The sequence below is a fragment of the Mesorhizobium sp. M1312 genome, assembly GCF_040318115.1.
Taxonomy (GTDB): domain Bacteria; phylum Pseudomonadota; class Alphaproteobacteria; order Rhizobiales; family Rhizobiaceae; genus Mesorhizobium.
Map to the genome: position 1 here is coordinate 74,458 of NZ_JAMYLQ010000009.1, position 12,467 is coordinate 86,924.

The 12,467-nt window shown below is 63.4% G+C and carries 13 protein-coding genes and 1 pseudogene; 4 read left to right on the forward strand and 10 right to left on the reverse strand.

From position 1 onward, the window contains the following. Positions 1–73: 73 nt before the first annotated feature. From NKH36_RS13115 to NKH36_RS13135, 5 genes and pseudogenes are all read right to left on the reverse strand, one after another. Complete coding sequence (locus NKH36_RS13115) at positions 74–457, reverse strand: type II toxin-antitoxin system VapC family toxin (protein ID WP_352962471.1); 384 nt, start codon at positions 455–457, stop codon at positions 74–76. Further along, positions 454–711, reverse strand: a pseudogene (locus NKH36_RS13120) (type II toxin-antitoxin system Phd/YefM family antitoxin). The gene NKH36_RS13115 and the pseudogene NKH36_RS13120 overlap by 4 nt, the downstream one beginning before the upstream one ends. A 295-nt stretch (positions 712–1,006) precedes the next feature. Then, positions 1,007–1,711, reverse strand: a complete 705-nt coding sequence (hdaA, locus tag NKH36_RS13125; RefSeq protein WP_352962646.1) for a DnaA regulatory inactivator HdaA — start codon at positions 1,709–1,711, stop codon at positions 1,007–1,009. A 5-nt stretch (positions 1,712–1,716) separates the two neighbouring features. Next, positions 1,717–2,916, reverse strand: coding sequence for an AI-2E family transporter (locus NKH36_RS13130; protein WP_352962474.1), 1,200 nt, complete (start codon positions 2,914–2,916; stop codon positions 1,717–1,719). Beyond that, the gene (locus tag NKH36_RS13135; protein ID WP_065009012.1) at positions 2,888–3,445 is read right to left on the reverse strand and encodes a CDP-alcohol phosphatidyltransferase family protein; all 558 of its coding nucleotides are present in this window, start codon (positions 3,443–3,445) and stop codon (positions 2,888–2,890) included. The genes NKH36_RS13130 and NKH36_RS13135 overlap by 29 nt, the downstream gene beginning before the upstream one ends. 259 nt (positions 3,446–3,704) lie before the next feature. On the opposite strand from NKH36_RS13135, the gene purM reads away from it, so the two are divergent. Genes purM through NKH36_RS13150 form a run of 3 tightly spaced genes read left to right on the forward strand, consistent with a single transcriptional unit; the run spans position 3,705 to position 6,017 of the window. Next, positions 3,705–4,769: a phosphoribosylformylglycinamidine cyclo-ligase gene (purM, locus tag NKH36_RS13140; protein WP_352962477.1), complete on the forward strand. Its 1,065-nt coding sequence runs from the start codon at positions 3,705–3,707 to the stop codon at positions 4,767–4,769. After that, the gene (gene purN, locus NKH36_RS13145) at positions 4,766–5,476 is read left to right on the forward strand and encodes a phosphoribosylglycinamide formyltransferase (RefSeq protein WP_352962480.1); all 711 of its coding nucleotides are present in this window, start codon (positions 4,766–4,768) and stop codon (positions 5,474–5,476) included. The genes purM and purN overlap by 4 nt, the downstream gene beginning before the upstream one ends. A 16-nt stretch (positions 5,477–5,492) precedes the next feature. Then, positions 5,493–6,017: a SixA phosphatase family protein gene (locus tag NKH36_RS13150; RefSeq protein WP_352962483.1), complete on the forward strand. Its 525-nt coding sequence runs from the start codon at positions 5,493–5,495 to the stop codon at positions 6,015–6,017. 105 nt (positions 6,018–6,122) lie between these two features. Here the strand turns inward: NKH36_RS13150 and NKH36_RS13155 are convergent, their stop codons facing one another. The 5 genes from NKH36_RS13155 to NKH36_RS13175 all read right to left on the reverse strand — a co-directional run bounded on the left by NKH36_RS13155 (position 6,123) and on the right by NKH36_RS13175 (position 12,100). Beyond that, positions 6,123–6,392 (reverse strand): DUF680 domain-containing protein, encoded by a 270-nt coding sequence (locus NKH36_RS13155; RefSeq protein WP_352962486.1) that lies wholly within the window; start codon positions 6,390–6,392, stop codon positions 6,123–6,125. 356 nt (positions 6,393–6,748) lie between these two features. After that, entirely contained in the window at positions 6,749–7,447 is a 699-nt protein-coding gene (locus NKH36_RS13160; RefSeq protein WP_352962489.1) for a DUF2270 domain-containing protein, read from the reverse strand. Between the two features lie 58 nt (positions 7,448–7,505). Continuing rightward, complete coding sequence (locus NKH36_RS13165) at positions 7,506–9,614, reverse strand: molybdopterin-containing oxidoreductase family protein (RefSeq protein ID WP_352962492.1); 2,109 nt, start codon at positions 9,612–9,614, stop codon at positions 7,506–7,508. 48 nt (positions 9,615–9,662) lie between these two features. Next, entirely contained in the window at positions 9,663–11,540 is a 1,878-nt protein-coding gene (locus tag NKH36_RS13170; RefSeq protein WP_352962495.1) for an ABC-F family ATP-binding cassette domain-containing protein, read from the reverse strand. A gap of 401 nt (positions 11,541–11,941) precedes the next feature. After that, positions 11,942–12,100 (reverse strand): hypothetical protein, encoded by a 159-nt coding sequence (locus tag NKH36_RS13175; protein WP_352962498.1) that lies wholly within the window; start codon positions 12,098–12,100, stop codon positions 11,942–11,944. 150 nt (positions 12,101–12,250) lie between these two features. Between NKH36_RS13175 and NKH36_RS13180 the strand changes: the two genes are divergently transcribed. Then, positions 12,251–12,421 carry a hypothetical protein gene (locus tag NKH36_RS13180; protein ID WP_352962501.1) on the forward strand — a complete coding sequence of 57 codons (171 nt, stop codon included), beginning with the start codon at positions 12,251–12,253 and terminating at the stop codon, positions 12,419–12,421. The last annotated feature ends 46 nt before the right edge of the window (positions 12,422–12,467 follow it).

A 12,467-nucleotide genomic window follows, 5' to 3' on the forward strand; every position in this document is an offset into this window, starting at 1 on the left:
CGAGTCTCGACCGGGACGGCCGGACGAAACGAATGGGTGGCAAATAGGTCGCGCCTATCGTCTGCTTGTTTCCTTAGAGAGCGCTTTCGATATCGGTCCTCGAAAAATCGTCGCCGACATAAAGCAGGCGGCAGGCATGTTCCCTGGCCACCTCATAGGCGAAGCAGTCACCGAAATTGAGCGCAGCCGGGTGAATGCACTTACCCCATTTTGCGTAGGCGTCGGCGATGCGACGCGCAGAGGCCGGCGTCACTGCCGCAATTTCGAAACCAAGCCCGTCGATCAGGCCGGACAGTTCTTCGCCGACATTGCGCCGCGCCGCGACGATCAGCGCTTCGGCCACGGTGCCGGCGGAAATCAGAATGTCGTCTTCGGCCTCGAGCGCCGCGATGCAGACATCAGCCTCCGGCTTGTCAAGAACGATCGCCATCAGTGCCGAGGTATCGACCACGATCATTCAGGCAGGCCATCATCGCCGTAGAGAAAATCCTGGCTTCGCGCGGCAGATGGCCCGACCTTAGCCCTGGCGGCGCCGGATGCGCGCATCGCCTCCAGCAATGCCCGACGGCTTTTCCTGTCTGGCACTGCCTTGACCGGAATCAGGCGCACGGCCGCATGACCGTGGCGGGTCAGAATGATCTCGTCACCTGCCTAGGCACGACGCACCAATTCGGTCAGTTGCCCCTTGGCGTCTGTAACGGATACCTGCATCGCGCCTCCTCTATGGACCATCCTCTGATCCATATTTGCAATGAAAACAGACCATTCAATGGTCCATTACAACGGAAAAAGGCGGAGCGGGATTGCGATTGTCCGTGGGCGCGGACTGGCGACCCGTCATCGAAGGCAAGCTCGCCGGGAAGAGAACCCCAACCGCCTCATCTCCCGGCGAGCCTACAACCTGATTTGATACGCATCAGGACCGGGGTTAGCCGGCAAGGCTGACCTTGCAACATGGATGCCAGCACTGATTTCCCGAAATGGGACGCCGCCTGAGCCTGTCGTATCAGATCTCGAACTCGCCCTGCCCCTCATCCATGGCGCTGACGGTTTCGGCGGCCAGCGCCCTCGTGATCGGCGTCTTGCGCTCCAGTGCCGTGCGATCGAGCCGCTCGACCACCCGCATCGCGGTTGCCAGCGAGCGTTCGATGCGGCGCACCAGATATTGCACGACATGCGGCTCGACCTCAACCTGGCGGTCGGCGAACAGTTTGGTGATGACACCGGCCAGCAAGAGATCGTCGGGCTCGTGGATCTCGACCGTCGCCGCCGTCTTCAGCCGCGAAGCGAGGTCCGGAAGCGTGACGCCCCAGGCGGACGGAAAGCGCCGCGCGGTCAAGAGCAAGGTCGAGCCGGCCCCGCGCAATGCGTTGATCAGATGGAACAGCCCCTCTTCATCGACCGGACCGGCATCGACATCATCGATCAGCGCCGGCCGCGCGCCGAGGCTCGCCATGCAGTCGCCGATGCGCTTAGCGTCGACTGCCACTGCGCCGGCGCGGGCGCGCCAGATCGACGCCAGGTGGGTTTTTCCAGAGCCCGCCGGACCGGCGAGCACGATCACCGGCGACGGCCAGTCCGGCCAGCGATCGACCAGCGCCACCGCCTGGCTGTTGGTGCCGGAGACGACGAGCTCGTCGCGCGAATAGCCGGTGCCGTGGCCGAGATCGAGCGGCAACTGGCGCGGCGGGTCGATCTTGTTGTCCGGCATCTGGCTCAACTGCGCGGCCCACCGCTCCCGCGGCGACGCGCCGGCAGCGGCGGGACAGGTTCGGTGCTGTGGCCCTTGTAGAGCGGCGATTCCAGATAACGGGCGATGGCAAAGCGCACCAGAACGGCAACGGCGGCCGAGGCCGGCACGGCGATCAGCAAGCCGACGAAGCCGAACAGCGCGCCGAAGGCAAACAGCGAAAACATCAGCCACACCGGATGCAGGCCGACGCTTTTTCCCACCAGCCTCGGCTGCAGGATGTTGCCCTCGATGAACTGGCCGACGAAGAACACGCCGGCCACCGCCGCGACCATGGTCCAGTCCGGCCAGAACTGAACGAAGGCAACGCCGACGGCCAGCACCAGCCCGGTCAGCGAACCGACATAGGGGATGAAGGAGATCAGCCCGGCGAACAGGCCGATGAGGATGCCGAAATTCAGGCCGGTCAGCGTCAACCCGGTGGCGTACATGGCGCCCAGCACCAGGCACAGCGTGCCCTGGCCGCGCACAAAGCCGGCGGTGGCGGTGTTGATGTCGTTGGCGATTGCCCTGACGGTCTGGACATAGTCGCGCGGCACCCAGCTGTCGACGATCGCCACCATGCGGTCCCAGTCGAGCAGCATGTAGAAGGCGACGACGGGCGTGACGACGAACAGGCTGACCACCGACACCAGCGCCACGCCGGAGCTCCAGATCGAAGTGAACACCGTAGTCAGAAGGCCGAAGCCGGAGGTCAGCAGCGAGTTCAACCCTTCGCGCAGGCCATTGGCGTCGACGCCGAATTGCTCTTCCAGCCATCTCGGATCGAAGCTGGTGATCAGACTCTGCAACCGGGTCAGGTATTCCGGCAGCTTGCTGGCGAAATCGGCCATCTGCGAAGCCAGCACCGGAATGAGGATGACGAAGGCCAGCACCAGAACGACGATGAAGGCAAACAGGATGACAATCGTCGCCATCAGCCTGGACAGGCCGAGCCGCTGCAGCCGGTCGGCGACCGGGTCGAGGAAGTAGGCGAGCACCATGCCGGCGACGAACGGCAGCAGGATTCCGCTGAAGACATAGAGGAAGATCGCGAGGATGACGGCGCTGATCAGCCAGAAGCGGATTTGGCGGCGAAACACGCCAGACGCGGCAGCATCGGCAGCGGCAGCCTCGGCTGCCGCGTCGATGTCCTGGTCAGGTGCCCGGTTTGGAGCCTTCGCCATAGCCGCTCATATGCCTTAGCCAAGCCACGAGATAGGCCGCGGCCGAAGCCACGGTCAAGACCCCGGACAGCAATATGAGCACCGGCCTGAGCGGGTCGAGGTCGATGGCGAGGGCCAGCTCGCCCAGCACCACCGCCGCCAGCCCGATCTGGATGGCGGTGTTGGCTTTCGACACGAACAGCGGCTTCATCTCGACCGGGTGGGCCATGACGGTGGACAAAACGACGGCGCAGACGATCAGCGCATCGCGCGACACCATGGTGATGACCAGCCACAGCGGCAATTCACCGATGAAGCCCAGCACCACGAACACCGACACCAGCAGCAATTTGTCGGCCATCGGATCGAGATAGGCGCCAAGCTGCGAAAACTGGTTGAAGTGGCGGGCGATGAAGCCGTCGACGCCGTCGGAAATGCCGGCGATCAGGAAGCCGGCGAAAGCCCAGTCCCAGCGCGCCTGCAGCATGGCCAGCACCACGCCCGGCACCAGCACGAAACGCATGATCGTGATCATGTTGGGGATGGTCAACGCATATCCCGTCGCTTCTGTTTTGATGATACATGATGGAGATGAGAGGCTACGGCAAGTGAGAGCGACGCAGAAGCTGCCAATCTCCGCTCGTGGGAAGAGATTGGCTGTCTTCAAGGCCTTCGCCAATCGCCAATGCTGGAGATCTTGCCTGAAGCCTCTGTCCACTCTTTTGTGATGCCGAAAGTGCCTCAGCCAGCCGTTATCCTTGCGAGGCGCAGCCGTTCATGCGAAGAGCCCCGGTAAGCAGGAAAGAGTGATGAGCAAGCGCAAGAACGGGCTCACCTATGCCGAGGCGGGTGTCGACATCGATGCCGGCAACCTCATGGTCGAGAAGATCAAGCCGCTGGTGCGCGAGACGCGCCGGCCGGGCGCCGATGGCGAGATCGGCGGCTTTGGCGGCCTGTTCGACCTCAAGGCCGCCGGCTTCACCGACCCGGTGCTGGTCGCCGCCAATGACGGCGTCGGTACCAAGCTGAAGATCGCCATCGATGCCGGCAAGCACGACACGATCGGCATCGACCTCGTCGCCATGTGCGTCAACGACATCGTCGTGCAGGGCGCCGAGCCATTGTTCTTCCTCGACTATTTCGCCACCGGCAAGCTCGACCCCGACCAGGGTGCGGTGATCGTCGGCGGCATCGCCGAGGGCTGCCGGCAGGCCGGATGCGCGCTGATCGGCGGCGAGACGGCGGAAATGCCCGGCATGTATCACGGCAACGACTACGACCTTGCCGGCTTTGCCGTGGGCGCGGCCGAACGCGGCCAGCTGCTGCCGACCGACGACATCGTCGAGGGCGACGTGCTGTTGGGGCTGGCCTCATCGGGCGTGCATTCAAATGGCTTTTCGCTGGTCCGCCGCATCGTCGCCACCAGCGGCCTTGCGTGGACCGATCCAGCGCCCTTCAACGATGAAGCCACGCTGGCCGAGGCGCTGCTCGAACCGACCCGCATCTACGTCAAGTCGATCCTCAAAGCGATCCGTAACACGCATGGCATCAAGGCGCTGGCCCACATCACCGGCGGCGGCTTTCCTGAAAACATCCCGCGCGTCCTGCCGAAGGATTTTTCGGCTGAGCTCGACCTCGACGCCATCGAGGTGCCGGCGGTATTCTCGTGGCTGGCGAAGACCGGCGGCGTGGCGCCCGAAGAGATGATGCGGACCTTCAACTGCGGTGTCGGCATGATCCTCGCCGTCGCCTCCGGCCAGGCGGCACAGGTCGCGGCCGTCCTGCAGGAGGCCGGTGAGAGCGTGACGCCGATCGGCCGCATCGTGCCGCGCCGCGACGCCGGCGTGATCTATCGGGGCTCGATCGGCCTATGAGCATGCGCAAACGCACCGTGGTGCTGATTTCGGGACGCGGCTCCAACATGACGGCGCTGATCGCCGCGGCCAGCAACCCGGACTATCCGGCCGAGATCGTCGGCGTCATTTCTGACCGGGCCAATGCCGCCGGTCTCGGTATCGCCGCGGCGCGCGGCATCGCCACCAAGGTGATTTCGCGAGCCGACTATACCAGCAAGGAAGCGCATGACGGGGCGATCGACGCGGCACTTGTCTCGTTCGGCGCCGAGATCGTGGCGCTGGCCGGTTACATGCGCATCCTCGGCGCGCGCTTCGTCGAGAAATGGCTGGGACGGATGATCAACATCCACCCTGCCCTGTTGCCGGCCTTCAAGGGGCTGGATACGCATGCGCGAGCTATCCGCGCGGGCATCCGCATCCATGGCTGCACGGTGCATTTCGTCACGCTCGATATGGATGACGGCCCGATCATCGCCCAGGCTGCCGTGCCGGTGATGGTCGGCGATAATGAGGATACGCTCGCCGCGCGCGTGCTGAAGGCCGAGCACCGACTTTATCCGCTGGCGCTCGGGCTGGTCGCCGAAGGCAAAGCGCGGATGGAAGGCGGGCGCACCGTGCTTGCCCACTTCGCCGACGATGCCGACAACAGCACCTCCGTGATCATGGCGCCCGATCCGCTGCGCGAGGAGACCGATCTCGAGCATCTGGCGCGCATCACGCCCTGAGCAGGACAAGGCTGGCATGACGAGAACGAAGCAACTCCTTCTTCTGCGTCATGCCAAGTCGAGTTGGGACGATCTTGACCTTATCGACTTCGACCGGCCGCTTTCCGGGCGCGGGCTGAAGGCCGCCCCGCTGGTCGGGCGCGAACTGACCAGCCAGGGCTGGCTGCCCGATCTGGCGCTGGTATCGCCGGCGCTGCGCGCCCGCGACACATGGCGGCTGGTCTCGGCGGAACTGCCGGCGAAAACGCCGGCCAAATTTGTTCAGGCGCTCTACGAGGCCAGCGCGGCAGACGTTCTCGCCAAGGTACGGCAGGCAAATGCAGCAACAAGCAGCCTTTTGGTGATCGGCCATAATCCCGGTCTGGAGGATTTCGCGCGCCGGCTTGCCGGCGTCGAGTCGGATGCCGCGGCACTCGAAAAGCTTGAAGAAAAATTCCCGACAGCGGCCCTTGCCCGCTTCGCTTTCGACGGCGACTGGGCACGGCTAAGCCTCGGTGAAGCGCGGCTGACGCACTGCGTTTGGCCGAAGGATCTGCGCTAGCGCATGGCCCCGAAAGGGGCGGCGCCTGGTCTGAGACTTCTTGATAGGCGAAAGCAAGAACGGCGGGCCAAGCCCGCCGCTCTTTGACTTCCGGAGCTTGAGGACTTAGCGGCCCCAATTGCCCCGGCCTGATTGAGGCACGACGGACTGATCCGTGCCGGACTCGGGCGTCGCATTGGTATTGAGGGCGTTGTGCTCCGTCGGAAGCAGCTTGCGGATCGAACCTGTGAACGTGTTGTCGACATTTCCAACAGGCGTATTGCCAACAGGCGCTGCCGGCTGGTTGACGCCGCCCGAACCATAGTGGTCGCTGCCGGCAAAGGCGCTGCCTGTGGCAATGAGAATGGCGGCAGCGGTAAGAGCAATCTTGGTCATTTCAGGTACTCCAGTATTTTCATATTTCAGTGTTGTTGTCCGTCTCGTGGCGTGCCTTGGGGGGGTTTCGCGTCGCTCGGACTACCCCGAGGTGGGTTGGCAGTGCGGCGGTTTCCAATCACAAAGATGTTCCGGCCATGCCGTGAATCGGGTGCTTGAAATCCGCCAAAAGGCTTCTTTCGCCACAATTTTTCTCTTCATTATCAGATCGTTAGGCGAATAGGTCCACCGCGGAGCGCAGGCATTTGCTCAGCCGGCGTTCGCTCCGTCCTGCAACGGAAACGAACCGATCGGTTTGATCCTTCCCCCTGACTCGCAAATGAATTTCAAATGGCTACCGGCTTTGCGTTGCCGCTCTAGACGTGCACGTCACCAAAGGAGAGTTCGCCGTCGTCGCCGGCAGTCAGGAACGCCGTGACCAGCAGGCCGGCATAGAAGGCGGCGACCAGCAAGACGATGAATATACCGGGGAGTGGCCCCAGGGCAGCGCCGGCAACGGCCTCGCGCACCGAACTGACGAAGTCGATGCGGACACCTTCGGTTAGAAGACTGGGGGTCGACAGTTTGAGGATCCATGCCAGCAGCAGGATCAACAGCATGTGGACGTAGTTTCGACGCAGACGGCGCGCCAACGCCGCTCGTTGTGAAATGAGGAATTTTGGAGCGCGCAGGCTTTCGCCGACGATCAACAGCCAATCGGACGCGAAGTCCGGCTGCGGCGAGAATATCTGCGCAAAATAGTGCCGTTCGAACTGGCGCACGCGGGCCCGGTAAACGTCGAAGAAGCGATATCGCCGCGCTTCTATCCACAGCAGCAACAGGACAAGCAGCATGGCAAAAAGCAGCACGCCGTGATGCGCGCTGGCTGTCGAAAGCGAGATGGACAACATCGCCGCAACGACCGTTATCGCCCAATTGCTCGTCCGGTCCAGGCGGTCGCGCCACCCCGTCATGCGCAGAATCTCGGCACGATGAAAATGCGACATCGTGGTTACGAGTTCGCCGGACGAGAGCGTCCTTCCGATGGGGTCCGGCGCCGCCAACGCTTCTGCCATCACCATACCTCTACCCGCCCACGCAAAAACGGCCGGATGGATATATCGTTCCGACGCTTCACTTCGCCGGGCGCAGCCACACCTTGTTGTCGTGAAACGCCGCACCGCCGTAGGGCGCCGGCGCGTCGGCGCCGGTCAGGACGTTGATGCCCTCGCCGCGCTCGTGGGCGCTGTTCGGCCAGATGCCTTCGGCCACGACGACACCGCGTTTGATGCCGTCGAACAACTTTGCGTGCAGCACGACTTCACCGCGCGTATTGCCGATCTCGACCCGGTCACCATTGGCCAGCCCATAAGCTGCCGCATCGTCCGGATGCAAAAGCAGTTCCGGCCGGCCCTCCTTGGCCTTCGACACCGGCGTCTCCGAAAAAGTCGAGTTGAGGAAATTACGCGCTGGCGAGGTGGTCAGCCGGAACGGATGCGCCGCATCCGCCACCTCGATCAGGTCGACGTGGTCGGGAAATTCCGGCAGGCTTGCCACCGGCCCGAACAGGCCCATGCTTTTCGGCGGCCGGTTGGGCGCCGCCTGCCCGGTCCAGTCGGCGCGGAAGCGGAATTTTCCGTCCGCGTGGCCGAAGCCGTTGATAAAATGCGCCGCCTCGAAATCCGGCTGCAAGTCGACCCACTTCTCTTCCTTGAGGCTCGAAAAACTACCCAGGCCGCGCTTGCCCAGAATGATGTCGATGTGCTGCTGCTCGTTCATGCCGAAGCCAGGCTTGTCGCCAACGCCCAACCTTTTGCCAAGTTCCTCGATGACGAAATGGTTGCTGCGCGGCCCTTCCGGCGGGTCGATCAGCTTCGGCCCGAGCGTGATGTGCTGGTTGCCGCCGCCCTTGTAGATGTCGTCATGCTCTAAAAACATCGTCGCCGGCAGCACGACATCGGCGAGTTTTGCGGTGTCGGTCATGAACTGCTCGTGCACGCAGGAAAACAGGTCGTCGCGAAGAAAACCCTGCTTTACCAGCCGCTGCTCCGGCGCGACATTGACCGGATTGGTGTTCTGGATCAGCAGCGCCGTCACCGGCGGGCCGCCATAGAGCGCATCCTCAGCCCCGGTCAGCACCGGGCCGATGCGCGAATGGTCAAGGTGGCGGATTGCGGGGTCGCGCATCCGCGTGCCCTCCAGCAGTTCCTGGTTCAGTTTGAAGATGCCCGAATTGGAATGGAAGGCGCCGCCGCCCTCATACTGCCAGCAGCCGGTGACCGCGGCGATCGAGGCGGCGGCATGCATGTTGACCGAGCCGTTGCGCTGCCGCGAAAAACCGTAGCCGAGGCGGAAATAGGTTTTCTTCGTCGTGCCAACGAGGTGGGCGAAGGCCTCGATCTCATCGACCGAAAGCCCGGTGATATCAGCCGCCCATTGCGGCGTCCTCGTCTGAAGATGCGCTTCCAGACCGTGCGGATCGTCGGTGTATTTTTCCAAATAGGCGCGGTCTGCCATGCCGTCACGGAACAGCCCATGCATCACCGCGCAGGCAAGCGCGCCATCGGTGCCGGGCTTCAGCACCAGGCCGAGATCGGCCTGTTTCATCGTCGCGTTCTCGTAGACGTCGATGACGACGATTTTGGCGCCGCGTTCCTTGCGCGCCTTGATCGCGTGGGTCATGACATTGACCTGGGTGACCGCGGCATTGGTGCCCCAGATCACCACGCAGTCGGACTTGGCCATCTCGCGCGGGTCGGGACCGCGTAGCGCGCCGGCGCCCATCATCCAGCCGGTCCATGCCAGATTGGTGCAGATCGACCCGAAGAAGCCGGAATACTTTTTCGCGTGGCGCAGCCGCTCGATGCCGTCCCGCTGCACCAGCCCCATCGTGCCGGCATAGTAATAGGGCCAGACCGTCTCCGAGCCGTATTTTGCCTCGGCCTCGATAAACTTTTCGGCGACGAGGTCGAGTGCGACCTCCCAGCTCGCTTCCTTCCAGACGCCCTCGCCCTTGGCGCCGGCGCGGATCAGTGGCTTCAACAAGCGATCGGGGTGATGGACGCGGTCGGCATAGCGGGCGACCTTGGCGCAGATGACGCCTGATGTATACGTGTTGGCCTTTGCGCCATGGACGCGGCCGATGCGCTTGCTGTCGAGCAGCTCGACCTCGAGCGCGCAGGTCGACGGGCAATCATGCGGGCAGGCCGAATGGCCGATCCTGAGCTTGGCGTGCTGATTCATGGGGCCAAACTAGCCGTTTATGGCGGCGGCGTGTAGGGCCAGATTGCGCTACTCCGCCGTGCCTTCCTCGTATTCCGCCGACATCGACAGCCATTTTTCCTCATGGGCGGCCAGCGTCTGGGCCAGCTGCGAGCGCTCCTTGGCCAGCCGTGTCGCCGTCGACGGGTCCTTTTCATAGACCGCCGGGTTGGCGAGTTCGTCCTCGATCAAGTCGATGCGCTTGCGGATGCGGTCCATCAGCGCTTCGGTGGCGCGAATCTCCTTGGCCAGTGGCTCGAAGGTAGCGCGGCGTGCGGCCGCGTCGCGGCGGCGGTCGGCCTTCGAGGCTTTTTCGGCTTCGCGCTTGCCGCGGCGGTCGCCGGAGACACCGGTGACCAGCGTCTTGTAGTCATCGAGGTCGCCGTCAAAAGGATTGACCGTTCCATCCTTGACCAGCCATAGCCGGTCGGCCGTTGCCTCGAGCAGATGGCGGTCGTGCGAGATCAGGATGACGGCGCCGGAAAATTCGTTCAGCGCATGGATCAGCGATTCACGGCTGTCGATGTCGAGATGGTTGGTCGGTTCGTCGAGGATGAACAGGTTTGGCCCCTCGAAAGCCGACAGGCCCATCAGCAGACGCGCCTTTTCGCCGCCGGACAAGTCCTTGGCGGCGGTGTTCATCTTTTCGGTGGTCAGGCCGAACTGGGCGACGCGGCCGCGCACTTTCGATTCCGGCGCTTCCGGCATCAGCCGGCGGACATGCTCATAGGCATTTTCGTTCGGCCGGAGATCGTCGAGCTGATGCTGGGCAAAGATCGCCACCTTCAGCCCGGGCGCCACCGTCATGGTGCCGGTCTCCTGCTTCAGGCGGCCGGACAGCAATTTGGCGAAAGTCGACTTGCCGTTGCCGTTGGCGCCGAGCAACGCAATACGGTCGTCGGCATCGATGCGCAGCGTCATTTTTTTCAGGATCGGCTCACCCTCGACATAGCCGACATTGACGTTGTTCAGCGCAATGATCGGTGAGGCCACGGTCTTTACTGGCTCGGGAAAGGAGAACGGCCGCACGTTGTCGTTCACAATTGCGGCGATCGGCTTCATCTTCTCCAGCGCCTTGATCCGCGACTGCGCCTGTCTCGCCTTGGAAGCCTTGGCCCGAAAGCGCTCGACGAAGGATTCCATGTGCTTGCGCGCGGCTTCCTGCTTGACCCTGCCCTTCTCCTGCAATTCACGCTGCTCGGTGTATTGGCGTTCGAACTGGTCGTAGCCGCCGCGCCAGAAGGTCAGCTTCTTCTGGTCGAGATGGACGATCGAGTTGACGGCGCGGTTGAGCAGGTCGCGGTCGTGCGAGATCAGAAGCACGGTGTGGGGATATTTCGACACGTAGTTTTCCAGCCATAGCGTGCCTTCGAGGTCGAGGTAGTTGGTCGGCTCGTCGAGCAGCAGCAGATCGGGCTCGGCAAACAGCACCGCCGCGAGTGCGACGCGCATGCGCCAGCCGCCGGAGAACGACGAGGCCGGCCGCCGCTGGGCGCCGTCGTCGAAGCCGAGGCCGGCGAGGATGGTGGCGGCACGCGACTCGGCCGAATGGGCGTCGATATCGGCCAGCCGCATGTGGATGTCGGCGATGCGGTGCGGATCGGTCGCCGACTTTTCCTCCTCGATCAATGCGGAGCGTTCAAGGTCGGCTTTGAGCACGATCTCGATCAGCGGCTCCTCGGTGCCGGGCGCTTCCTGCGCCACCTGGCCGATGCGCGTGTTCTTCGGCAGGCCGATCGAGCCGGTCTCGGAGGCGAGGTCGCCGGTGATCGCCTTGAACAAAGTGGTCTTGCCAGTGCCGTTGCGGCCGACGAGGCCTGCCTTGCTGCCGGCCGGCAAGGTCAGCGAGGCATGGTCGAGAAGCAGACGTCCGGCCATGCGGAGCGAAAGGTCGTTAATGATCAGCATGGCCGCGCTTTTGCACGGGACGTCAGCGCTTCGCAAGAGCTTGAGCGCCGGTTGGCCGCATAAGGCCATGAAAACGGCCGGCGGCGGCAGGTTGCCTGATGCCGCGGCAGGCTCGCCGGACAAGGGGTCACCCCGCATTGGGGCAGGAACCTGTCGCGACGACCAGATGATGGCGCCTGGCGAGCATCGACCTCTTGCATCCGGAAAATTGCGTATTTGTCAGTTAATTGCTGGGGCAAGGCGGTCGTGTTCCGCGATCGCACCATGACGCAAGGGCAAGACTCAGCTATGTCTAGGTGTGCGGCGGACCTGATACCCGCCTGGCCGGCGCCATCTCCTCCCAAGCGGCGCCGGCCATTTTTCCTCACACCGTTCACTGCGCCGGCGGCGTCCGGGGCTGATCATCCGTCTGGCTTCGAGTTGGGCGCAGGGTCGACCTGCGGGTTTTGATCGGCGCCGGGGGCCTTTGTCGGGGGAATGTTGTTATCGCACGCCGCGACAGCCAGCGCAGCCGCCAAAACGAGCCAGGTCGGGGCTAGCAAAATTGAGAGCTTGTTCATCGCAACCTCCTGTCATCGGGCAAACGAGGCGGTGCCGATTTGGTTGCGCGGGTCAGGCAGAGCTCGGGGCGTTCGGAGGCGGGAAACAAGACGAGAAAGCGAGGAACAAAACGGCGCCTCTTCGGTTGGTCCACACCAATGGAGAAAATCATGATCCGCCTGCTCATAGCCGGGGCCGCTGTTTACGTGACCTACCGCATAGTCCGGGAAATCATTGACGAGGTGCCCGACGACTTCGATCCGCTGTTGCTGCCGTCTCCCGATGACGACAAGTCGTTGCCGCGGCAGTCGGCGGCGATAGGCGTAGAGCCCCAGCGCTAGGTCCAGTTCATCGGCTGGTGCGCCGGAGAATCGAACGCAGCGATCG

Bases quoted from the DNA above. Each gene is read 5' to 3' on its own strand.
- NKH36_RS13115 (WP_352962471.1), bottom strand. From the start codon at position 457: ATGATCGTGGTCGATACCTCGGCACTGATGGCGATCGTTCTTGACAAG.
- hdaA (WP_352962646.1), bottom strand. From the start codon at position 1,711: ATGCCGGACAACAAGATCGACCCGCCGCGCCAGTTGCCGCTCGATCTC.
- NKH36_RS13130 (WP_352962474.1), bottom strand. From the start codon at position 2,916: ATGGCGAAGGCTCCAAACCGGGCACCTGACCAGGACATCGACGCGGCA.
- purM (WP_352962477.1), top strand. From the start codon at position 3,705: ATGAGCAAGCGCAAGAACGGGCTCACCTATGCCGAGGCGGGTGTCGAC.
- purN (WP_352962480.1), top strand. From the start codon at position 4,766: ATGAGCATGCGCAAACGCACCGTGGTGCTGATTTCGGGACGCGGCTCC.
- NKH36_RS13150 (WP_352962483.1), top strand. From the start codon at position 5,493: ATGACGAGAACGAAGCAACTCCTTCTTCTGCGTCATGCCAAGTCGAGT.
- NKH36_RS13155 (WP_352962486.1), bottom strand. From the start codon at position 6,392: ATGACCAAGATTGCTCTTACCGCTGCCGCCATTCTCATTGCCACAGGC.
- NKH36_RS13160 (WP_352962489.1), bottom strand. From the start codon at position 7,447: ATGGCAGAAGCGTTGGCGGCGCCGGACCCCATCGGAAGGACGCTCTCG.
- NKH36_RS13165 (WP_352962492.1), bottom strand. From the start codon at position 9,614: ATGAATCAGCACGCCAAGCTCAGGATCGGCCATTCGGCCTGCCCGCAT.
- NKH36_RS13170 (WP_352962495.1), bottom strand. From the start codon at position 11,540: ATGCTGATCATTAACGACCTTTCGCTCCGCATGGCCGGACGTCTGCTT.
- NKH36_RS13175 (WP_352962498.1), bottom strand. From the start codon at position 12,100: ATGAACAAGCTCTCAATTTTGCTAGCCCCGACCTGGCTCGTTTTGGCG.
- NKH36_RS13180 (WP_352962501.1), top strand. From the start codon at position 12,251: ATGATCCGCCTGCTCATAGCCGGGGCCGCTGTTTACGTGACCTACCGC.